This window comes from Pseudomonas sp. MRSN 12121, from assembly GCF_000931465.1.
In the GTDB taxonomy this organism is placed as follows: domain Bacteria; phylum Pseudomonadota; class Gammaproteobacteria; order Pseudomonadales; family Pseudomonadaceae; genus Aquipseudomonas.
The window spans coordinates 2,384,563-2,405,678 of record NZ_CP010892.1 but is presented as its reverse complement, the minus strand read 5'-3'; the positions used below and the strand labels follow the sequence as shown (position 1 = coordinate 2,405,678).

Below are 21,116 nucleotides of genomic sequence, written 5' to 3'. Positions count from 1 at the left end.
ACGAAGGAAGAAAGCCAAGATGAAGCTGCAGACTATCGGTGTGATCGGCGCCGGCACCATGGGTAACGGTATCGCGCAGGTCTGCGCCCTGGCCGGGTTCGACGTGACCTTGCTGGACATCAGCGACAGCGCCCTGCAAAAGGCCGTGGCCACCGTGGGCAAGAACCTCGACCGGCAGATCGCCAAGGACAGCCTGACCCAGGAACAGAAACACGCCGCCCTGGGGCGCATCCGCACCAGCACCGACTACGCCAGCCTCGCCGACGCGCACCTGGTGATCGAGGCCGCCACGGAAAACCTCGAGCTGAAACTGCGGGTGCTACAACAGATCGCCGCCCAGGTCGGCCCCGACTGCGTGATCGCCTCCAACACCTCGTCGCTGTCGATCACCCAGCTGGCCGCCAGCGTCGGCGCTCCCGAGCGCTTCATCGGCCTGCACTTCTTCAACCCGGTGCCGGTGATGGGCCTGATCGAAGTGATCCGCGGCCTGCAGACCAGCGATGCGACCCACGCCCTGGCCCTGGACCTGGCCACCCGCCTGGGCAAGACCGCAATTACCGCCGGCAACCGCCCGGGTTTCGTGGTCAACCGCATCCTGGTGCCGATGATCAACGAGGCGATCCTGGTGCTGCAGGAAGGCCTGGCCAGCGCCGAGGACATCGACGCCGGCATGCGCCTGGGCTGCAACCAGCCGATCGGCCCGCTGGCGCTGGCCGACCTGATCGGCCTGGACACCCTGCTGGCGATCCTGGCGGCCTTCTACGAAGGCTTCAACGACAGCAAGTACCGCCCCGCGCCGCTGCTCAAGGAAATGGTCGCCGCCGGTTACCTGGGGCGCAAGAGCGGCCGCGGGTTCCACCGCTATGGCTGAGCGCTGCTCGAACTTCGCCGAGAGCCGCGACAAGGCCCTGGAGCTGTTCGCCAGCAAGGGCTTCGGCCAGGTCGGCATGCGTGAGCTGGCGAGCCACCTGGGACTGGCCCCGGGTTCGCTGTATCACCATTACCCGAGCAAACAGCACCTGCTGCTGGACCTGATCGAAGAGTTTTACGACGAGCTGTGCTGCACCCTCAAGCGCCTGCAAAAACGCAAATTGCAGGGCGACTGCCTGCCGGCGCTGATTCATGCCCACCTGAAGCTGCACCGGGAATTGCCCCGGCATTTTCGCCTGGTGGAACGCGACAGCGGCTGCCTGAACCCCGACCAGCAAGCACGGGTCGGGCACTTGCGCGAAGGTTACGAACGCCAGTTGCTGCAACTCCTGGGCGGCGCCCCCGGCCTTGGCGAAGCAGCGTGCCGCGCCCTGGCCCACGCCGTGGCCTGCCTGCTGAACAGCGCCCCCAGCTGGTTCAGCGAACAGTCCCTGGGCGAGCGTGAACGGGACAGGCTGCTGGAAAACCTGTTGAGCGGTGCCATCGAGCGCCTGCTGGCCGGCGCGGCTCCCCGCAGCGCCGTGGCCTGAGCCTCGGCGCCGGCGCCCGACCAGCCCGTTATTCCCTCACGACAGCGGATGCAAAACCGCCAGCGGCCCGGCATACTTCGCGCCCCTCCGAACACTGTCCAAGGACGAAATGTGTTGGCACAGCCCCTCTCGCGTCGCCTGTTCACCCTGTGGTTAGGGATCTACTACCTACTGAGCTGGATCGCCGTGGCGGCGCCCCTGTCGTTGATGGTGTTCGCCGACCTGCAACTGATCATCCCCCGCGACGTCGGCGGCACGCTGTTCGGCGGTGCCATGGGCTTCCAGCTGTTCCTCGGCGTGTGGCTCATCTGTGCCCTGGGCCTGGTCCTGGCCCTGTTCACCCGCATGCCCGGCGCCCGCCCGGCCTGGCTCGTCGCTGGCCTGGTGCCGCTGCTGCTGGGCCTCTGGTGGCGGATCAATTATCCCGACGATGCCGACGGCAACCTGATGTTCAGCCCACAGGACTGGGAACTGGACTACGCGATAGCCATCGGTGGCGCCCTGGTTGCCAGCGCGCTGCACTGCTTGCGCCGTGGGCGCCTCAAGCCCCGGCCCGCCGCCAGCAGCGCGGACGTGCTGTGGCCCAGGACGATGGGCGCGCTGATCCTGGCCGCCGTTTTCATCCTGCCGACGCTGAACGCCATCAAACGGGAGACACTGCCCCACTGCGCCTTCAACGAAGCGGGAGAACAACTGTCGGTGTGCCTGAGCGACGACCCGAACGAGCGGGTCATCGTCGACTGAAAGGCGTGTGACGAGCGTTGGCGACCCCCGTGTACGGAACGGTAAAGGCAGCGCTCCCAGGTTCATCGCGGGCAAGCCTCGCTCCTACGATCGGCGCGTCGTCGATGGCCGTGACAACCGATCTCCTGTAGCCGCTGCCGAGCACCAGCGAGGCTGCGATCGGGGCAGAGCCCCGCAAAACCTGACGACGCGGTGTGCCTGATCGATGGTGTCGCCTGCCCCAGCGCCTGCTATGCAGGCGATCGCAGCCTCGCTGGTGCTCGGCAGCGGCTACAGGATTTGTGGCCCACCCTCGCCTTGAACCGCGACAACGTCCCGTACCGCCCGCTTGTACTCATTCCTCTTAAGCGCCACGCCGCTGATCGCCAAACGCGCTATGCCAGCACGCCAGCTGCTTGCCGCGCCTGAATATATTTTTTCCCGATAGCCGCTATTCGAAGTTATTCGCTGCTCCCCGCCTTTGCCCCGTGCCCGGCCTGCTTAACTGCAAAAGCTGCCGGATAGCGCAGTCTCTACAACCCCACGGAAGGCAACGCCATGAGCTCATCCTCGCAACATGTCATTCCGCCCTACGGAGTGGCGATCCAGAAAGCAATCTCCGTCGGCAACCTGCCGCAGATGAAGTCCCTGCTCAAACAACGCGATACGTCCCAGAAGGAATCCCGGGAGCTGAGCAGCGCCTACGAACAGTTGGCACAGGAAGTCGCCCGTCTGGAGCAGCGCTGAACGCTGCATCCTTTTTTCAATGCACTGGAGGCAATCATGTCCGGTTTCAATTCGTCCCCTGCTGGCCTGTTTCCCCTCAGCTACCGGATCGGCGAGCCGATTCCCGGCGCGCCGAGCCTGGCCCTCGACCTGCTGGTCTATACCCCCGAACAGAGCGTGCGCGGCACATCGCTCATCACCCAGGCCGTCAGCCCACCGCTGGAGCTGCCGACCGATGTGTGGGGGCAATACACCTACCTCACCGTCATGCCCCCCAGTTCGAGCAAGATCCTGATCTCCGCCCAGGGCAACCAGGGCGGACCGGGCTCGAACTCGGTCATCACCTTCAAGATTAAGCTGGTGGTGGACAACGACTGGAAGAACGGCATCGCCACCTACCAGTACTACAACGACCACAGCTGGGTAACGGTGGAAAACGTGCCGGCCCAGCTGCTCGACCCAGCCCACTCCTACGCTCTCCAGGCCCCGCAGCAAAGCACCGCGGCGTTGCCGGCGTACCCGCCGATCCACCCGCTGTACGCCGCGCCGATCCACGGCGCCATCGCCAGCGGCGACCTGGCCCAGATGAAGGTCCTCGCCAGCCAGGCCCGGCAGCAACTGGAGCAGTTGCCCCAACTGCGCAACGCGCTGGACGCGGCCAAGGACGAAATCGGCAAGCTCGAGCGCCGCTGACCCGCAGCCCTCGCCAACCCGGCTTCCCCGAACATCAACAAGGAGTTGCACCATGCAAACTGGACTGTTCCATACTCGCCTCCACGTCACCACGGCGCTGCTGGGGGCCCCGGTTCTGACCCTCGACCTGCTGGTCAACACGGTGCAGAAGAAAGTCAGCGGCGTGGCCCGCGTGTTCAAGAGCACCTATCCGCCGGTGCATTTCTTCGCCGACGTGTGGGGCGACTATTCCCGGTTGCAACTGCACCCGTCGACCGAAGGCCACATCGTCCTGACGCTGGCCGGCAATCCCAGCGGCCCCACCAGCCAGATCGGCGAAACCTTCCACCTGCATGGCATCCTCGGCCTCGACTGGGCCAGCGGTTTCGCCAGCTACAAGTATTGCTCCCAGGGCAACTGGCAGGATGTGCAGCACGCCACGGTCAGCCAGGCGTCGACCCCGCACCCCGAACCCGTGCCGCATCATCCGGTGCCGCTGTATGCGGTGGCGGTGCAACAGGCCCAGGGCAGCGGTGACCTGGCCCAGCTCAAGGCGGTGGTCCGCCAGGGCGAGCAGCAACTGGCCAGCAGCGATGCCCTGCGCAGCGCCCTGCAGCAGTTGAACGCAGAGATCGCCCGCCTCGAAGCTCGCTGAGCGGCGGCGTCCGGGCCTGGCCTTCCTTCCCCAGGGCCGGGCCCGGCTCGCCACTGGCGAACCCGGTGTCCGCCGGGGCCGGCAGCGCCCGGCTCGCGCGGACTTCCCCCAGGCTTGTGCCGCGCCTGTGCGCGCAAGGACCGCCCATGTCAGCCAACCGCCCCGCCCGCTACCTCAGCGAAACCGACCTCAAGCGTTACGTGCCGGTGCACGTGGTCTGGGAGATCACCCTCGCCTGCGACCTCAAGTGCCTGCATTGCGGCTCGCGCGCCGGCCATCGCCGCCCCAACGAACTGAACACCCAGGAATGCCTGGAAGTGATCGACGCCCTGGCCGCCCTCGGCACCCGGGAAATCACCCTGATCGGCGGCGAAGCCTATTTGCGCAAGGACTGGACGCGCCTGATCCAGGCCATCCACGACCACGGTATCTACTGCGCGATCCAGACCGGCGGACGCAACCTGACCCCGGCGAAAATGCAGGCCGCGGTGGAGGCCGGGCTCAACGGCGTGGGGGTATCCCTGGACGGCCTGGCGCCTTTGCATGATGCGGTGCGCAACGTCCCCGGTTCCTTCGACAAGGCCGTGGACACCCTGCGCCGCGCCGAGCAGGCCGGGCTCGCGGTCAGCGTCAACACACAGATCGGCGCCGCTACCCTGCCCGACTTGCCGGAGCTGATGGAGCGGATCATCGAACTGGGCGCCAGCCATTGGCAGATCCAGCTGACGGTGGCCATGGGCAACGCGGTAGATCACCCGGAACTGCTGCTGCAGCCTTACCAGTTGCTGGAGGTCATGCCGCTGCTGGCACGCCTCTACCGCGAGGGCCAGGAGCGCGGCCTGCTGATGAACATCGGCAACAACATCGGTTACTACGGCCCTTACGAACATATGTGGCGCGGTTTCGGCGACGAGCGCGTGCACTGGAGCGGTTGCGCCGCCGGGCAGACGGTGCTGGCCCTGGAAGCCGACGGCACGGTGAAGGGCTGCCCGTCGCTGGCGACGGTGGGGTTTTCCGGCGGCAATGTGCGCGACATGAACCTGCACGACATCTGGCACTACAGCGAAGGCATGCATTTCGGCCGCCTGCGCTCGGTCGACGACCTCTGGGGCTATTGCCGCACCTGCTACTACAACGACGTGTGCCGCGGCGGCTGCACCTGGACCTCGCACTCGCTGCTGGGCAAGCCCGGCAATAATCCGTACTGCCATTACCGCGCCCTGGACCTGCAGAAAAAGGGCCTGCGCGAACGCATCGTCAAACTCGAGGACGCCGCCAAGGCCTCGTTCGCCGTCGGTCGCTTCGACCTGATCACCGAACGCATCGAGACCGGCGAAGCCATCGGCAGCGTCAATGACAGCGGCCAGGTGATCAAGCTGGCCTGGGTCAACCAGGGGCAGAAATCCCCCGAGGAAGGACGCCTGCCCACCCAGCTGGCGCTATGTCGCAGCTGCCGGCAGTATATCCATGCCCACGAAACCACCTGCCCGCACTGTTCGGCCGACGTGGCCAGCGCCGAGGCCGACTACCTGGCCGACCGCGCCCGGCAACAGGCGATCATGGACCGCCTGACAAACCTCCTGGGAATGCCCCGCAGCCAACTGATGTAAGCCGGCAAGGCCTGCCGCCGTCCGGCGGCGGGCCAGGTCGCCGCGGACACAGACAGGCCAACGCGATAACCCGCGACGCGAGCATGAGAAAACCGTCTAAGCACGAGCCCATTGCCACCCGGATTCAGGCTTTGCTAGTGGGGTCGTCATCCATCGGATCGCGGTCGCCGGGGTAATTACCCCCGACGCCTGCCCCCACTGCCCACCGGGAGTCCAACATGAAAATCAATCCCTACCTGATCTTCAACGGCGATTGCGCCGCCGCCTTCAGATTCTACGCCCAGTGCCTGCAAGGCACCCTCGAAGTCATGATGACCTTCGGCGAGAGCCCCGCCCGCGAGCATGTGCCCGCGGACTGCCACGACCGGGTCATGCACACCCGCTTGGTGGTCGGCGATCAGGCCATCATGGGCTCGGACACCACGCCCGACCGGCCGTATTCGGGTATCCAGGGCTGCTCGATATCGCTGAATGTCGACAGCATCGCCGAGGCCGAACGGGTGTTCGCCGCGCTGGCGGACCAGGGCACGGTGCACATGCCGCTGGAGGCCACTTTCTGGGCGGCGCGCTTCGGCATGTTGGTGGACCGCTTCGGCGCCTCATGGATGGTCAACTGCGAAAAGGACCAGTGACGGGCGCCCATTCTCGATCCCCCGGCGCCACATAGCACCGCGCGTCTCAGGCCTCCCGCCCGGCCTCCAGCACCTGCAGGGCGGCCAGCCGCTGGCGGATGCCTTCGCTGGCCATCGGCCCGGCCTGGACCGTGCACTGCTCCAACGGCACCGGGCGGCCATCGACGCGATCCGCCATCATCGGCTGCACCGGCCGCCCGGTGGCACGCTCGACAATCTGCACGCTTTCCCCCTCCGGCGCGTAATGCCGATTGCCCCAGGCGACAAACGCCATCAGCACCACACGGAAATCCTCGCCCCGGGCCGTCGGCACATATTGGTAGCGCAACGGTCGCTGGCTGTAGGCCTGGCGCTCCAGCAACCCGGCCTCGACCAGGGAGTTCAAGCGCCGGGTAAGCATGTTCGGGGCGATATCCAGGCTGCGGGAAAACTCCTCGAAACGCCGCAGGCCATGCAGGGCGTCGCGCATGATCAGGATGCTCCACCACTCGCCCACTCGCTCCAAACTGCGGGCGATCGGGCATTCGTCGTGGAGCAGGGTCTTGCGTTGCATGGCGGTTCCTCGGCTATCGCAATTGCCTATTTGGCGTGCGGCCATGTTACTTTCATGATGATAGTGACGTCCATAGAGCGACATACCCCACACGAGATGAAAGGAGCACCAAGGCCATGAACAAACGCATTGTCGTCACCGGCATGGGCGCAGTGACCCCGCTGGGCTGCGGCGTCGAACAGATCTGGCAACGCTTGCTGGCCGGCCAATCGGGCATCCGCCGGCTACCGGAAGCACTGGTCGGCGACCTGCCGATCAGCATCGGCGGCCAGGTGCCCGATCGCCTCGAAGACCCGCAGGCCGGCTTCGATCCGGACGCCGTCCTGGCGCCCAAGGAACAACGCAAGATGGACCGTTTCATCCTCTTCGCCCTGGCCGCCGCGCAAGAGGCGCTGGCCCAGGCCGGCTGGGCGCCGCAGACTGCCGAGGCGCAGGAGCGGACCGCCACCATCATCGCCACGGGCGTGGGCGGTTTCCCGGCCATCGCCGACGCGGTGCGCACCACCGACAGCAAGGGGCCGCGGCGCCTTTCGCCGTTCACCATTCCGTCCTTCCTGAGCAACATGGCCGCCGGCCATGTGTCGATCCAGTACGGTTTCAAGGGGCCGCTGGGGACACCGGTCACTGCCTGCGCCGCCGGCGTGCAGGCGATCGGCGACGCCGCGCGGATGATCCGGGCCGGGGAGATCGATGTCGCCGTCTGCGGCGGCGCGGAAGCCACGATTCACCGGGTCAGCCTCGCCGGCTTCGCCGCCGCGCGCGCCCTGTCGAGCGACTTCAATGACACCCCGGAACGCGCTTCGCGGCCCTTCGACCAGGCGCGCGACGGTTTCGTGATGGGCGAAGGCGCCGGCCTGCTGGTGATCGAGGAGCTGGAACATGCCCTGGCCCGAGGTGCTACGCCGATCGCCGAACTGGTGGGCTACGGCACCAGCGCCGATGCCTACCACATGACCGCCGGCCCCGAAGATGGCGACGGTGCCCGCCGGGCCATGCAGCAGGCGCTGCGCCAGGCCGGCGTCGAACCGTCCCAGGTCCAGCACCTGAATGCCCACGCCACCTCCACCCCGGTGGGCGACAAGGGCGAGCTGGCGGCGATCAAGCGAGTGTTCGGCAACGACAGCCCATTGGCCATCGCCTCGACCAAGTCGGCCACCGGCCACCTGCTCGGCGCTGCGGGCGGCATCGAAGCGATCTTCACCGTCCTGGCGCTGCGCGACCAGATCGCCCCCGCCACCCTCAACCTGGAAGCCCCGGACCCCAGCGCCGAAGGCCTCAACCTGATTCGCGGCCAGGCCCAGGCAATGGCAATGGAATACGCCTTGTCCAACGGCTTCGGCTTTGGCGGGGTGAACGCCAGCGTGCTGTTCCGGCGCTGGGCGTAATCGCCGTTCACGATTCGACCGGTGAAGGTTGCAGCACGGGTTCGCTGCATCCTTCGCTGGTTTCCCCCCGCAGGGCCTGGGCCATCGAGCATGGGTAGCCGCGAGCCAGCGTCAAGATAACCGGACGGTAATAAAGCGGGTTTTCTAGCGGCTGGATCCGGCTTTTTTAAGGACGATCGTGCCAACTTAAAATCGCAGGCCCCACACCTTCCTCATGAATGGGTAGCTTGAGCGCAGATTCCGGAGCGCCCCACCCGGCTTCGAAATCCGAGCGAAGAAGAACAAGAAGACTTCAGCTCTTGTTTTTTTTCATGACTTCTCAAGTTTGTGAGGGAAAACGAACCATGGCGATATTCGACTACAAGGGCCAAGACGGTCGGGTCCTAATTTCAGATGCCTGGAACCTTGCCACCTACACCAGCGGTGTAGCGACGGTAGGGGCGCTCTACAACATACCCGGGGCGGTCCTGGGCGAAGGCAACACCTTCGCCCTGCCCCAGGGCTGGCGCGAAATCAGCGCCAGCGAGCTGAACGTCGACAGCAGTCATCTCGACCTTACCGGCAGCTTCAAGGGCGAGAACGTATTCGGCTCCCAGGCCAGGGTGTTCGGCCAGTACAACGACAGCGGCCAACTGATCAAAATGGGCTTCTCGATCGCCGGCACCAACTCGCTGACGGACCTGCTGGGATACCCGGCAATGATCGACAACTCCTATATCCGTGGCTACGACTACCTGCTCGACTCGATCAAGGACTACGCCACCGGCCATAACCTGACAGGCAAGGATGTACTGGTCACCGGCTACAGCCAGGGCGGCTCCGTGACCAACAGCATGTACCTGGGCAAGGACACCCTGGCCGACGGCTTCTTCAAGGACTCGGACTACTTCGGCATGGCCTCGCCCAAAGTCGGCAACGACGACGGCATCTTCAACTTCGGCTTCGAGAACGACATCGTGCACCGGCTCATCGGCGAGCAGACCGACCTGGGCGGCGCCATCATCGACGCCCTGAAAGGCAGCGACGCCAACTACAGCTCGAGCACCGACAACATCGTGCTGTTCGACACGGTCTACTCCCTGCCCACCTGGCCCAACGGGCCCTTCTCCGTGGCCAATCTCAGCGGCTGGGTCGCGCACATCGAAGGTATTTTCATCAACCCCATCCAGCGCATCGGCCAATCGACGTTCTACGACTACATCGAGCGCGATAGCACCATCGTCATCAGCAACCTCGACCCGGTCAGCCGAGCCTTCACCTGGGTCAGCGACAAACAGACCGCGACCTCCAACCACTTCGGCACCCCGGCCTTCCTCCTCGGCACGGGCAGCGACGACAAACTGCAGGACGGCAGCAACGATGACTTCCTCGACGGGTTTGCCGGCAACGACAGCTTCAGGGTCAGCACGGGTACCGACATAGTCGCGGCCGGCGCTGGCGACGACAAAGTTTTCCTCAAGGGCGCCGCGTCCAGCTACGAAGCCGTCCGCCTGAGCGATGGCAGCCTGTTTCTCAACGACACCAGCGGACGTTATGGCCTCAAGGAATTGCACGGTGTCGAACATGTCGAGTTCGAAACCAGCCTGGCCAATGCCCTGGGCGACCTGCCCATCGTCGGCGGCCTCTTCGGCAGCGTGGGCCAGGTGCTGACCCCGGCCTATACCGTAACCAGCGGCAAGCTCGACTACGAAGGCCTGTTCGGCGCGGACAAGAGCTACGCCAGGGCCACCGAAGGCACACAACTGGCAGACACCCTGAAAGGCACCGCCGCCCGCGACCTGATCTTCGGCCAGGGCGGCAACGATCGGCTTGAAGGAGGCGCCGGCAACGATCTGCTGCACGGGGGCGACGGCAACGACGTCCTGCTCGGTGGCAGTGGCGACGATGCCCTCTATGGTGGAGCCCAGAACGACGTACTGGTGGGCGGCCAGGGCAACGACACCCTCAGCGGGGGTGTCGGCAGCGACCTGTTCGTCTTCGACCAGGGCGGCTTCGGCCACGACCGGATCAGCGACTTCAACGTTCACCAGAACGGATTCGATCAGTTGGTGTTCTCCAAGTCCCTGTTCGCCTCCGCGGCTGCCGTCATCGGCGCCACCAGCCAGCAAGGCAGCGACAGCCTGATCGTCGCCGGCGACAGCAGCATCACCTTGGTCGGCTTCAACCCCGCGCAACTGAGCGCGGATATGATCAGCCTGGTCTGAAGCTCGACGGCTACGTCTAACCGCCGGAACCCGCCCGGAAATAAAAAGGGCCCACCGTTGGGTGGGCTTTTTTTTGCTGGGGCACTGAAGGGTTTACGCAGATTTTGCGCAGCCCTGAACGAAAAAAGAGATCAGCCAACCAAGTGCTCGATCTCTTTTAAGAATAGGATCGGGATGGAATGATCCGAACACTCGCCCCTAGCACCCTATACCTGAACATGCACATAACGTGCTGATTTTACTCGACCTTACCTATGCTTACTGCAAACGACGCCGTGCGGACCAAACCGCACTTCACTAATCCCCGAAAAACTCCTCGCTCTTCTCCAGCACTCGGCTGACCAAAAATAATGCAATCCCATCCCACAACTCGTCGCCTAATTACCTGCAGTCAACATATCGCTTTGCTGGAAGATGAGATCCGGAAGCCGACAATATAGCTGCGCATAGTCAGGCGAAGACGTAAGCACAGCGAGGCAATCGTCTCTCATTATCCCCAGCCTCAAAACAGGGCATGACGTCTGGCCGTTTCATTTCAGTTCAGCTTTAACGCTACGCCACAATCTATGCCTACTACTCTGGATTGATCATCAACTGCGGCCATGAGCGTCCCGTTTTCGTCATCGACTAGCCTCATGGGAGGTAGCTATAAGCTATCAATTCTCAGAGAAAAGACTGAAAATACCGGCCACCTTGCCGGGCCTGCCTGGGTCCTCACATTCAGCACTTAAAAAATCAATGCTTTCGGACGGCTCTTCATGACTGCTGCCAACTCTAGCGTCAACATAAATAACCGCGATGGTAAATTGGACTTCATCCAAGCCTTACGCGGAATAGCTGCCTTAATGGTTTTAATGCTTCACACAATACAGCAACAGAACATACCAAAGGACTCTGGAATTTATTACTGGCTCTTTTCGGGCGGTGGTGCTGGGGTACCATTATTCTTCATAATCAGTGGATTCATCATGGCGTACTCAACAAGAGGCGTCGAGTCATCAGCAAAAAGCTCACTTATCTTCCTAATAAAGCGTCTTTCTAGAGTCTGGCCTACTTACGCCATCTTAACCATAATATTTTGGGCCACCGTTACTGTAGTCGATAGTTTTCTAGGAGCACATTTCCCCTATTCCATATGGGACGTATTGGTTTCCATCATTTTCATTCCGTTAAACATGGATTCTGAGCTGGCACCACTACTCGGAGGGAGCGCCCTATACCCTGGATGGTCTTTGAATTACGAAATCTATTTCTACGCTTTATTTGCATTCTGTTTGGTTTTCAGGACGTTCAGATGGCTCATCTTCTTCTCCTTAATCTCCGCAACCCTGATTGCTCTGCCATTGGCCTATGGCTTAACACCCTCTCTGGATGCTCGTGTCAACTATGGGTTTAAGTCTTACCTCGCACTCCTCACCTCTCCGCTGATTTGGGAGTTTGCTGCCGGGGTTGCGATCGGCTTGATATATTTCTCTAAATTCAAAATCGAAAATAAATCTTTCGCAATCTTTCTTTGTGCACTTACTGCGGCAATCGCCGTATGGGCAAATCTCTCAAAGCTTTCGTTCGGCATGGGACTTAACGAGTGGGGATGGTCACTGGCCCTTATGTTCCTCGCCCTGACTATTACCAGCAAGACCGTGCACCTAAAGTTCCCGGCATGGCTAATCTGGGTCGGCAACATATCTTATTCGCTATATCTGATTCATCCGTTCTTCGTCAAGCCGGTCTTCGACGTGCTGTGGGAGACAAGTTTTAGGGAATACATAAGAGACCCCAGCTTTTCTTTGGTTGTAGTCGGGCTTTCCATATTTTTTGCTACCCTCTCGCATAAATACCTAGAGGTTCGATTGAGTGATTTCATTAGAAACAAATTATTAGGCTACATGAATCGCGGATCGCATGAAAAAGTCAGACTGGTTAAACCAGGTACTATCCCAATCAGCTAATCCTAGGCGCCTGCCTCCTCGAAGACTTGCTCGTCGAGGTCGAGGCGCTCGCTGCCTGTAACATTCACAATACCCCCATGATCGGCAGGCAGCGAACCACACACCGCCGGACACCGGAAACGCTTCCGCCTATTCAAGGCAGATGAGACATCCTCCCTGAGGCCTGGGAGAAGCTATTCAGCAGCAAGAAAACCTCGCCGCCATGAGCGTAAGGGGGCAACTCATGGCAAGTCGGTCAAATGCAAGGATGAGGCGTTTCTGCATCGAATGGATGCGCTAACCCACAATTCGGAAGCAATTCGCCACAGCCCATAGTGCAGTCATCGGATAACCAGGAAAACAGACTGAGCAACGTAGCAATAACAAGAGCGGCAGCGCCGACATGTCTGCGAGACGTTTCCGAAGTGCCCTACTCGTCCCGGCCAACACTCTCACCCCTTTACGAACGTGCTAAGCCGTCGAGCGGCGCAACTCTATCCAGCGTCTCGCCTCCCGCCCCGAATACAATTCCGAACGAACCTGAAGCATGCTTACCGCGGGCAAGGATCCCCATGGCAAATGCCACAACTGCGGATCCCCTTGGGAGAACTACCAACGTACCTGCAGAAGATGTCCCTTCAAGGTAAACACGGGGCCGTGAATAGTAGGTCTGTACTTGAGGTGAGATTGGGAAATGCAGGTGCCGGAGCTGAGACCAGGTTTTTTCTGATCCCCTTTCGACTTTGACAGCCGTAGCGAGCGATTCGGCGTAAAGAATGGCAACGAGCGCCTGGTGCTGTTCGATACCTTAGCCAAGTCGGTTATCGACCAACAGCGCGGACTGAGCGAAAGCAACACAGCCATGACGCGAAGTTTTGAGAAGCTGATTGACCCTGCAATAGAGTCTCAGCTACGGACTCACGCGGCCTGTGCTGACGCTTTCGAAGAGGAGGACAGGATGAACTCCCAAAAATGTCCCCACAAATGAAAAAGCCCAACCTTTTCAGATTGGGCTAAGTCATTGAAAAATATGGTCGGGACGGAGTGATTCGAACACTCGACCCCTAGCACCCCATGCTTATACCGTTAGAAGTCTAAGCCACTGAATTAAAAGAAAAAATACCTAAATTTCACCCCGCAAAATTCAATAAAATTTGTGCTTATGCAAACGATAATACGCGGCCTGCAGCATAGGTTTTGCGCATCCCTCCTCCGGCGTCCTGCCGACCGAACAAAGCTCCCCCCCCCACCTCACTCAGCACGACACCACCACGATTGCGCATAGAACACGTCGCCAATCTGCTCGATGCCATTCAAGTTCATCCCGCCCTGGGCCATGCCGGTGATTTTCACGTCATGAAGCTGCGGGAGAATGTCAGGCCCTGACCCTGAATTGAAAACCCATGCACTGAAAGTAGCCCGGCCAAGCTGCTCGTTCCGACACTCGTAGATGTGAATATCGCCCTTAACCGGCGGCGTTCGCCTGAGCTCTTCTTTCGACAGCGCGACCCTATTGCGACGGCGAGGGGTAATCAGGAAGTACATGGCAAGCTCTACACTGTATAAAAATACAGCATGCTACTCACAAGGCGCCGACCATCAATCGGGCACTGACGAATGGAATGTCCATCGGTCTACCGTGAGCGAAGCTCCCCAATTTATCGAGAGGATCAGCGGCCCAGCGCCCTGACGTAATCCTGGCATGCCTGCAGGGCGATCAGTCCCCGGTCGCCGTCGTCGGTGATGCCGACAATTCGTTGAGCATGCGCCGGGTCAAGTCGGGCGCGCGGGGCTCCATGAACCACGCCGCCGGTGGTGGCGGTGGCAGGCGCGTTGCAGCCACTGGCGGAATCCGCGGCGTCGAGAAGGACTGACAGGCGCAGATCAGCAGTGGCAAGACGGTCGCGCAGGCGACCTTGATCACGTTGTGCATCGCTCAGTGCTCGGTAATGGGTTTGGTCGTTGGCCTGCAGCTGTTGCTCCAGGGCCAGGCGCTTGTCCTGTTCGGCCTGCTGCTGGGCGGTGGCGGCGCTGGCGATCGCAGCAAGATCATCCTGGTGACGTTGCGCCTGCTCGGCGAGCTGCTTCCCGTAGCGCCAGGCCTGAGCCTTCCAGGCCGCTGCCGCGCCGGCGGAAATCAACAGGACCGCCAGCACCAGCACGCCCAGCAGTTTCTGCACCGGCGCCATCACGGCACGTCCTTGAAGAAGACGTGCTGCCCGATGCGCACCGTTTGCCTGGCCTTCGCCGCCCAGGCCGGGGCCCTGGCCATGGTTGTCGCGTAGTAATGCGTAGCGCCACCGGTTGGGTCAGGCACCGCGCCGCCCATAACCTGATCAGCTGCACGCTGAGCCTGCGCGAGCTGCCCGGCGGGGATCGGCTTAGCGCCGCTCAGGAACGGATAGTTCGGGTCGTTCTTGTTCCAGCAGCTGAACTGGTAAGGCGCCTGGCACACGCCGGCATAGCCCTCGCCCCACCAGGACTTGGGCCGGCCATCGTTCACGCGGTTGCGGATCGTCCAGGCCACGGCGATCTGCCCTGCCAGCCCTTCCCCGCGGGCTTCGCCCCACAGCGTGCGCGCGAGGATGTCGCGGTTTTTCTCGGTTGCAGTCATCACTTTTCTCCAGGCAAGAAAAAGCCCGCTCAGTGGCGGGCTGTTATTCGGTTTCAAGGGCGGCGGGCGGTGGCGACGGTTCCGGCTTCGGCATTTCAAGCCGGACATCGATCCAGCTGTTGAGCGGAACGTCCAGCGGAGCCCCGCGGCCGGGGATCATTTCGCCGTCTTCAGAGAGCGTCCAGCGCTGCTTGAACAGACGGATAATCACAGTGCCGTCTTCCGCCTGTTCACTCTCGGTGATGCCGAGCGTGCCGCCGCCGTCCGGCGAACAAGGATCCTGCGTGCGCCAGCCTTCCAGGGCCAGGCCCAGGCTGCCGGTCACCCGATACTCGCCGACGCCCAGACGTTCAACATTCACACCGCGCGCCTCATCGTTCGCCACGCCCCACTCGCCGGCCGGCTCGAACGTCTGCTCGTCGAGGTCGCGGCGCACGCTGTCTGCGACGTTCGCAATGCGCACGATCGGCGAAGCAGCGGACAGCGCGCCGCCGGAACCGCGGGTTGTGTTGCCCGTGTGGTAGACCTCCATCGCAAGCCCGAAATTGCCGCCATTGACACCTGTCGAGACCCGGAAATACATCTTGTTGACGGAGAGGCCCATGGGGAAAAAGATCTGGGCTTCATAGTTGTTGTTATATGGAACTCGAACCAGCGATGCATAAGAAATGCCGGAGGACGAAGGACCGGCGGCAACTTTGTACATTCCGCCACCCTGCGGGCTTCCCACTTGCGCGTTCCCAGGCGAGTCATAGCCTGTCGCGTCGGGTGCAGCGACCATGCCAATACCCGACGCTGACTTCGTTGGCCAGGGTGCTCCTGCCGCGGTATCCGCGCCCGTGCCGCCCCGCGCGATCGGCAGCACCGTCGGCAGCGCTGACGGAGATCCTGTTGCGCCGAGGGCCGCATAAAGCTCGTCGAAGTTGCCGTTGATCTTGATGTTGGCGCTGCGCGGTGTGTCCCCGCCGACGCCCGTCGGGGCGGTCCCCAGGGTTACCGTTTGCTTTGACATTTGAATGCTCCAATTACTGGTAGGGAAACGGAAGGCCGGCAGTTCTGATCACAAGTGCCGTTGGATACCTATCCGTCGGGATGTTCCGGAAGCTGTTTCCCGACGGCGTTCCGGGGCCTGACGGGGTATTTCCTTTCGTTGTGGCTCCGGCTGCGCCGAACATAAAACTGATGCCGCCAACCCTTCCGTATGCACCCTCAGAAACGGTTACGGTCAGCCCTGTATCGGCGCTGCCATTCAAGCAAACCGCAGAGCGGGCCCACGGGAGATAGGCGGCGTACTCCTCGCCCGCCAGCCCGATGTCTACTCGACTATCAAGCGCTGGGGAGTAATTTGGCGCTACAAGACCTCGCCGCTGAACGTTGTATCCGCCGCTGTAGGTTGTCCCCCACCAGTCAGGCCATGCTGGCGGGTGTGCAGGTGGCGGCGGCGCCTGGACTGCTGCCAGCACGTTCAAGGGTGGCTGTAGCGAGTTGAACGAGATCCTGCCGTCCTCGAGACGCGTCTTCAGGTAGGGGCTGCCCGGGATGTTGTCGGCCATGAGATCAAAGCAGTAGAACCGCGTATTGGCATCGGCGTTGATGTAGATGAACGTCATGCTGCTGCCCGACCGGGAAACCCCGTTCAGGCAGCCAGGGCCAGTGATAAACACGATTGGCGATAGCGCATTCGTCACCGTGAAACCGTAGGCGGGATCTCCGCGCTGCGGGTCAGACTCAGGCGCCCAACTCGCGCCGTCGCTCGGGTCAAGCTGCGCGGACCTCAGGTAGTACCTGGCCCAGTTCTCGATAAAGGCAAGGTTTCCGCTTTTCACAAGCCCGTAGCAGATCTTGCTGGTATCGAACAGAAGCTCCTCGGTGTCTTTGGTAACAACCAGTCTCGCGACCATCAGTAGTACCCATAGTAAATCTGGCAGTTGGCCGAGAAGTAGCCCCAGCCGTTTGTGTTGTATGAGTAGCTCCAGGAAAGGGTCGTGCCGGACAGTGTCACCCCCGGCCGCTTCCCCTTCTCCCGCTGCAGGTCCACCAGCGGCACGACGATGAAGAACATGGTCTTGCCCGCCGGCGGCAGCGGGATCGAGGCAGAGCCATTGGCCCCGCCGGTCACCACGCTGCCAACCATCTGGCTGATCTTCATCGTCATATCCACCAACACGACATCGCCGGCGGTTTTCAGGGTCATGCCGGTCATAGGCTCATCTCGATGCCTACCACGCCGTTCGGGTGATAGAACTTGATGGATGTGTTGTTGATCTGCAGACGCCCGGCACCGTTGCTGCCGTTCATTTCCCAGGCGCCGGTTCGTGGCAGCATCCAGCCTGTCGTGTTCGGCACGTAGTCGAGGGAGTACAGCGCCCCGCCGATCTTCCCGTTGGTGATCGATGCATCGAGGACGAACAGCGAGTTGATGAACGTCTGGCCGTTCTGCACCACAAACGGCGCGGAGGGCGAGCCGCCCAAGCCGTTCACTACTGCGAAGCGGTCAGCACTCACAAGGAACTGGCTCTGGAACACACCACCCTGGTTTTCAATGCCCAGACCGATGCCCGCGGCGATGTAGCGACCGTTTGAATCAACCTGCATCTTCACCGACCACATCGTCGAGGCCTTGCCGTCGAGCGCCACCTGGGCCTGGCTGACCGTCTGAATCGCGGCGCTGTTCTGCCCCATCTGCACATTGACTTCGTCAACGCGCTTACCGGTGGCCACGTCGCCCTCGATCAAAGCGGACTGCACCGACCAAACGCCGACATACCCTTGCTCTGAGCCGGCGTAGCTGGTTTCCTCGCCGGCCATTGCCGGGTTGACCTGGACATAGATTCCGTCCACTCGCTCCGCGGTGGTGGTGACCTTGCCGTCCAGCGCTGTGACCGTCGACTTGAGAGTGCTCAGGCCAGTCGCCGTAGCATTCACGCCAGTGACAGGATCGTTCACCGTGGCTTTCACTGCATTTAGCTGGGACGCCTGCGCAGTGATCTCGTTGCCGTGCTGCGCGATGGTTGTGCTGTTCTGCTGAACCTGAGTTGCGAGCGCGTTCACCGTCTGAGCGACAGTACCGATATCGATCCAGTAGGCAGCGTTGGGCGGTGCCGCGCCTGCTGGCACAGCCGTAATGGCTTGATACAGGTGCTGCCCTTGGCGGACGATCTCGTTTACCGCGTAAGTCTTTGACGGGTCGTACTCGAGTGCATCCACGATCTGTTCAATGAGCCCTTCAAGCTCTTCCTTGGTTGCCTTGATGCGTGAGTTGACAGAACCAGGGCCATCTCCGTCGACCAGATCAATACGGTTGCTCAGGTGCTGCCCAAGGGCCGACTCCGTGATCTGGCCAAGGAAGTGCTTCTCGTATTCGGTCGGGTCTGAACTGGCCTGGCCGTTGACGCCAATCCCCGTCGGATACCAGGGGCCGACGTTGCCGGTGCGGTCGACAAGGCGCGCCCAGAAGAAGAACGACGCCCCGGCCAGGATGTTTTGCATTTCGTGCCGAGCCTGCGGGTAGGCGAAGTCACCCAGCTTGATCGCGTCAGCCTGCGACGTGGTCTTGCTGTACCAGATCTCCGTCCGTTGCGTGTCCTCGGCGCCCGCGGGGAAGCCCCAGTCAAGGCGAATGCCGTAGACCAGGCTCGTCGGGGTCAGGAATGACACCGCCGGCGGCAACCCCTCCTTGCCCTTCAGTTGGGTCAGGTTCGAGTTCTTCCAGATCGACGTGATATCGAAGGCGCTCACCGCCCGCACCCGGGCAACATAGGCGCCGGCGTAGATGCCGACCACGTCAACCGAGGTAGCCCCGGTGCGCTGCAGCTTGATCCAGTTCCCGCTGTCCTTGCGCCATTCCACGTCATAGCCGACTGCTCCGTTCACGGCTGGCCAGGTGATATTCATGGTGGCCACGGCCAGGCCCTGCGACACGACCGAGGTCGAGGCGACGGTGACGCTTGCCGGCGGCGGAACGACGGTGATCGGGATCACGCTGATCGGCCTTTCCTCGAGGCGCGCGCCAGTATCGATGAAAGCAAACTTGCCGGGCTCGTACTGCAGGGCGCTGATCTCGAAATCCCCTTCAGCAGTACGCTTGGTGCGCAACACCCGGTACAGCGGGATCGCCAGATCATCAGCATCCAGGGCCCACTGCAATTGCGCGATCGGCGGCTCGCTGTAGGCGACCGTGACCGTCACCGCGCGGCCGCTGACGCTTTGCACGGTGCGCCCCTCGGCGCGGCCGCCCGGCAGGTTGATGATCAACCGGTCCCCGGCCTTGGCCTGGGTGTTGCGGTCAAGCGTCACCACGCGGCCGGCCGCGGCCGAGATCCGCCCGCCCACCTCACGGCCGGCTAACAGCGAATCCGCGACCGGGATGATATGCCCAGGCAGCGGAATCACGCCCTCCATGCCGGTCTTGAACGACACGGTGCGGTCCTGGTTGTTGCTGAGGATCGCCCACTTACCGCGGCGCTGGGCTTCAGAGGCACGAGTGCAGCCAATAGCGGTCAGTTCGGTCGGCCGGTCGCCGTAGCGGCGCTGCAGGCCAAGGTCCGCGAACGGAATGACGTCGGTGTCGTAGTTGTTCGAAGGGTTGTCGTAGCTGACCAGGGCCCGGGTGTACCGGGTCTTGGCCGACGCGCTGCCGTAGGAGAACTTCCCATCGATGACGTTGGCCCGGGTGAAGACGTAGTCGAAGTCCTGCGCCCGCGGCATGTCCGCTTGCATCACCAGCTGGCCCTGAGCCCAATAGGTCATGCCCCGGTAGATGCCGGCGATATCGCGCAGCAGCGACCAGGCATCGGCCTTGCCCTGTAGGTTCATGTCGCACAGAAAGCGCGGTTCCTGGCCGCCCAGGCCATCCGGCACAAGTTGGTCGCAGTACTGCGAAATCCGGTACAGCTCCCACTTGTCGACCATCCACGACTTGATGCGCTTGCCCAGGCCAAAGCGGTCCTCGGTGCAGACCCCGTAGGTGATCCACGCCGGGTTATTGGTCCAGGCCGACTTCATAGTGCCGTCCCAGGTGCCGGTGTAAGTGCGGGCCACAGGGTCATAGTTGCTCGGCACCATCCAGCGCCGAGCCTTGCACTTCACAGTTACGGCCGGGATGTTGGTGAACTGCTCGGCGTCGAATTCGATGTAGAGCAGCGCTGTGTTCGGATATCGCAGCTTGGCATCGATCACCTCGGTGATACCGGCGATCAGCATGGTGTCGGCGATCCTGTTGCTGTTCTGGTTCGGCGTCAGGCGGCGCACGCGGATCTGCCAGCCGGTAGTGGCGGCCGGGAGATCGATTCGGCGCGAGCGCTCATAGCGGGTGGTTGTCTTGCCGTCCACGGCGTCGGGGTACACCTGCTGATAAGCACCACCGTCAGTAGCCAGATCAATGGCGTACTCGATGCGGTAGCCGACGACATTTCCCTCGTCGTCCTGCCGCTGCAGGGCAGGCCAAGCGAAACGCAGGCGCACTGCCGATAGCTGGGTGTTGGTGATCGAGCGCACCCACGGGGTATCGCTGCGCAGCTCGATGTTCAGCGAGGTCTCGTTCTCGACCGACGGAATGCCCGGGATGTAGGTCTGATCCACGGAGCCCGGCCGCCAGTCCCACTTCACGTTCGGGAAGTTGTAGTTGCCGCTGGCATCGCGGATCGGCGTGTTGTCCAGGTAGATGTCGTAGTCGGTCGGAGTTTCGTCGAACTCTCCTTCGCCCACCGCCACCAGCAGCTTCGCCACGTTGGTCGAGCGCAGGCTATCGCTGGCTTCGGTCGGCGTCTTCGGCTTGCTGCTGCCGCCCTTCTCGCCGTGGATCTCGATCTTTTCTGCGGCGCCCATGCTTTCCTCCAGGCATAAAAAAACCGCCTCTTGGGCGGCCTGTGTAGCTGTACAGGGTGGATGAAATTCCAGTAACGCAAGAGCGCGCCAGGGTAGTAGCGTTCAGCCTTCACGCAACCAAGGAGCGG

General features: G+C 62.1%; 19 protein-coding genes and 1 tRNA gene. 11 read left to right on the top strand and 9 right to left on the bottom strand.

Going from position 1 to position 21,116, the window contains the following annotated elements:
* Positions 1-19 precede the first annotated feature (19 nt).
* The 8 genes from TO66_RS11145 to TO66_RS11110 all read left to right on the top strand — a co-directional run bounded on the left by TO66_RS11145 (position 20) and on the right by TO66_RS11110 (position 6,478).
* Positions 20-871, top strand: a complete 852-nt coding sequence (locus TO66_RS11145; RefSeq protein ID WP_044462353.1) for a 3-hydroxybutyryl-CoA dehydrogenase — start codon at positions 20-22, stop codon at positions 869-871.
* A complete protein-coding gene (locus tag TO66_RS11140; RefSeq protein WP_044462352.1) occupies positions 864-1,460 on the top strand; it encodes a TetR/AcrR family transcriptional regulator in 597 nt (198 codons plus the stop codon). The genes TO66_RS11145 and TO66_RS11140 overlap by 8 nt, the downstream gene beginning before the upstream one ends.
* A 111-nt stretch (positions 1,461-1,571) precedes the next feature.
* On the top strand, positions 1,572-2,204 hold the full coding sequence (locus TO66_RS11135; RefSeq protein WP_256243247.1) for a hypothetical protein: 633 nt from the start codon (positions 1,572-1,574) through the stop codon (positions 2,202-2,204).
* 537 nt (positions 2,205-2,741) lie between these two features.
* Positions 2,742-2,930 carry a DUF1843 domain-containing protein gene (locus TO66_RS11130; protein WP_044462350.1) on the top strand — a complete coding sequence of 63 codons (189 nt, stop codon included), beginning with the start codon at positions 2,742-2,744 and terminating at the stop codon, positions 2,928-2,930.
* Between the two features lie 36 nt (positions 2,931-2,966).
* Positions 2,967-3,602 carry a DUF1842 domain-containing protein gene (locus tag TO66_RS11125; protein ID WP_044462349.1) on the top strand — a complete coding sequence of 212 codons (636 nt, stop codon included), beginning with the start codon at positions 2,967-2,969 and terminating at the stop codon, positions 3,600-3,602.
* 52 nt (positions 3,603-3,654) lie between these two features.
* Positions 3,655-4,236: a DUF1842 domain-containing protein gene (locus TO66_RS11120; protein WP_044462348.1), complete on the top strand. Its 582-nt coding sequence runs from the start codon at positions 3,655-3,657 to the stop codon at positions 4,234-4,236.
* A 146-nt stretch (positions 4,237-4,382) separates the two neighbouring features.
* The gene (locus TO66_RS11115) at positions 4,383-5,846 is read left to right on the top strand and encodes a GDL motif peptide-associated radical SAM/SPASM maturase (protein ID WP_044462347.1); all 1,464 of its coding nucleotides are present in this window, start codon (positions 4,383-4,385) and stop codon (positions 5,844-5,846) included.
* A 218-nt stretch (positions 5,847-6,064) separates the two neighbouring features.
* A complete protein-coding gene (locus tag TO66_RS11110) occupies positions 6,065-6,478 on the top strand; it encodes a VOC family protein (RefSeq protein ID WP_044462346.1) in 414 nt (137 codons plus the stop codon).
* Positions 6,479-6,524: 46 nt separating this feature from the next.
* Here TO66_RS11110 and TO66_RS11105 read toward each other — a convergent pair whose 3' ends face one another.
* A complete protein-coding gene (locus tag TO66_RS11105) occupies positions 6,525-7,031 on the bottom strand; it encodes a helix-turn-helix domain-containing protein (RefSeq protein ID WP_044462345.1) in 507 nt (168 codons plus the stop codon).
* Between the two features lie 116 nt (positions 7,032-7,147).
* Between TO66_RS11105 and fabF the strand changes: the two genes are divergently transcribed.
* From fabF to TO66_RS32510, 3 genes are all read left to right on the top strand, one after another.
* Positions 7,148-8,416 carry a beta-ketoacyl-ACP synthase II gene (gene fabF, locus TO66_RS11100; RefSeq protein ID WP_044462344.1) on the top strand — a complete coding sequence of 423 codons (1,269 nt, stop codon included), beginning with the start codon at positions 7,148-7,150 and terminating at the stop codon, positions 8,414-8,416.
* A gap of 344 nt (positions 8,417-8,760) precedes the next feature.
* On the top strand, positions 8,761-10,620 hold the full coding sequence (locus tag TO66_RS11095; RefSeq protein ID WP_044462343.1) for a type I secretion target: 1,860 nt from the start codon (positions 8,761-8,763) through the stop codon (positions 10,618-10,620).
* Positions 10,621-11,378: 758 nt separating this feature from the next.
* Entirely contained in the window at positions 11,379-12,569 is a 1,191-nt protein-coding gene (locus TO66_RS32510) for an acyltransferase (RefSeq protein ID WP_082061068.1), read from the top strand.
* 1,010 nt (positions 12,570-13,579) lie between these two features.
* Here TO66_RS32510 and TO66_RS33280 read toward each other — a convergent pair.
* The 8 genes from TO66_RS33280 to TO66_RS11050 all read right to left on the bottom strand — a co-directional run bounded on the left by TO66_RS33280 (position 13,580) and on the right by TO66_RS11050 (position 20,988).
* A tRNA-OTHER gene (locus tag TO66_RS33280) sits at positions 13,580-13,686 on the bottom strand.
* 113 nt (positions 13,687-13,799) lie between these two features.
* Positions 13,800-14,093, bottom strand: coding sequence for a hypothetical protein (locus TO66_RS11080; RefSeq protein ID WP_044462340.1), 294 nt, complete (start codon positions 14,091-14,093; stop codon positions 13,800-13,802).
* Between the two features lie 125 nt (positions 14,094-14,218).
* A complete protein-coding gene (locus TO66_RS11075) occupies positions 14,219-14,737 on the bottom strand; it encodes a lysis system i-spanin subunit Rz (protein ID WP_044462339.1) in 519 nt (172 codons plus the stop codon).
* Positions 14,737-15,162, bottom strand: a complete 426-nt coding sequence (locus tag TO66_RS11070) for a cell wall hydrolase (protein ID WP_044462338.1) — start codon at positions 15,160-15,162, stop codon at positions 14,737-14,739. Before TO66_RS11070 ends, TO66_RS11075 begins: the two co-directional genes overlap by 1 nt.
* A 43-nt stretch (positions 15,163-15,205) precedes the next feature.
* Positions 15,206-16,174: a hypothetical protein gene (locus tag TO66_RS11065; protein ID WP_052506109.1), complete on the bottom strand. Its 969-nt coding sequence runs from the start codon at positions 16,172-16,174 to the stop codon at positions 15,206-15,208.
* Positions 16,175-16,187: 13 nt separating this feature from the next.
* Complete coding sequence (locus TO66_RS11060) at positions 16,188-17,063, bottom strand: hypothetical protein (protein WP_044461124.1); 876 nt, start codon at positions 17,061-17,063, stop codon at positions 16,188-16,190.
* The gene (locus TO66_RS11055; protein WP_044461123.1) at positions 17,063-17,365 is read right to left on the bottom strand and encodes a hypothetical protein; all 303 of its coding nucleotides are present in this window, start codon (positions 17,363-17,365) and stop codon (positions 17,063-17,065) included. Before TO66_RS11055 ends, TO66_RS11060 begins: the two co-directional genes overlap by 1 nt.
* The gene (locus tag TO66_RS11050; RefSeq protein WP_044461122.1) at positions 17,362-20,988 is read right to left on the bottom strand and encodes a phage tail protein; all 3,627 of its coding nucleotides are present in this window, start codon (positions 20,986-20,988) and stop codon (positions 17,362-17,364) included. Before TO66_RS11050 ends, TO66_RS11055 begins: the two co-directional genes overlap by 4 nt.
* Between the last annotated feature and the right edge of the window lie 128 nt (positions 20,989-21,116).

Coding starts and splice junctions, on each gene's coding strand:
- TO66_RS11145 (WP_044462353.1), top strand. CDS start 20: ATGAAGCTGCAGACTATCGGTGTGATCGGCGCCGGCACCATGGGTAAC.
- TO66_RS11120 (WP_044462348.1), top strand. CDS start 3,655: ATGCAAACTGGACTGTTCCATACTCGCCTCCACGTCACCACGGCGCTG.
- TO66_RS11075 (WP_044462339.1), bottom strand. CDS start 14,737: ATGGCGCCGGTGCAGAAACTGCTGGGCGTGCTGGTGCTGGCGGTCCTG.
- TO66_RS11130 (WP_044462350.1), top strand. CDS start 2,742: ATGAGCTCATCCTCGCAACATGTCATTCCGCCCTACGGAGTGGCGATC.
- TO66_RS32510 (WP_082061068.1), top strand. CDS start 11,379: ATGACTGCTGCCAACTCTAGCGTCAACATAAATAACCGCGATGGTAAA.
- TO66_RS11050 (WP_044461122.1), bottom strand. CDS start 20,988: ATGGGCGCCGCAGAAAAGATCGAGATCCACGGCGAGAAGGGCGGCAGC.
- TO66_RS11115 (WP_044462347.1), top strand. CDS start 4,383: ATGTCAGCCAACCGCCCCGCCCGCTACCTCAGCGAAACCGACCTCAAG.
- TO66_RS11070 (WP_044462338.1), bottom strand. CDS start 15,162: ATGACTGCAACCGAGAAAAACCGCGACATCCTCGCGCGCACGCTGTGG.
- TO66_RS11110 (WP_044462346.1), top strand. CDS start 6,065: ATGAAAATCAATCCCTACCTGATCTTCAACGGCGATTGCGCCGCCGCC.
- TO66_RS11055 (WP_044461123.1), bottom strand. CDS start 17,365: ATGACCGGCATGACCCTGAAAACCGCCGGCGATGTCGTGTTGGTGGAT.
- TO66_RS11125 (WP_044462349.1), top strand. CDS start 2,967: ATGTCCGGTTTCAATTCGTCCCCTGCTGGCCTGTTTCCCCTCAGCTAC.
- fabF (WP_044462344.1), top strand. CDS start 7,148: ATGAACAAACGCATTGTCGTCACCGGCATGGGCGCAGTGACCCCGCTG.
- TO66_RS11095 (WP_044462343.1), top strand. CDS start 8,761: ATGGCGATATTCGACTACAAGGGCCAAGACGGTCGGGTCCTAATTTCA.
- TO66_RS11080 (WP_044462340.1), bottom strand. CDS start 14,093: ATGTACTTCCTGATTACCCCTCGCCGTCGCAATAGGGTCGCGCTGTCG.
- TO66_RS11105 (WP_044462345.1), bottom strand. CDS start 7,031: ATGCAACGCAAGACCCTGCTCCACGACGAATGCCCGATCGCCCGCAGT.
- TO66_RS11060 (WP_044461124.1), bottom strand. CDS start 17,063: ATGGTCGCGAGACTGGTTGTTACCAAAGACACCGAGGAGCTTCTGTTC.
- TO66_RS11140 (WP_044462352.1), top strand. CDS start 864: ATGGCTGAGCGCTGCTCGAACTTCGCCGAGAGCCGCGACAAGGCCCTG.
- TO66_RS11065 (WP_052506109.1), bottom strand. CDS start 16,174: ATGTCAAAGCAAACGGTAACCCTGGGGACCGCCCCGACGGGCGTCGGC.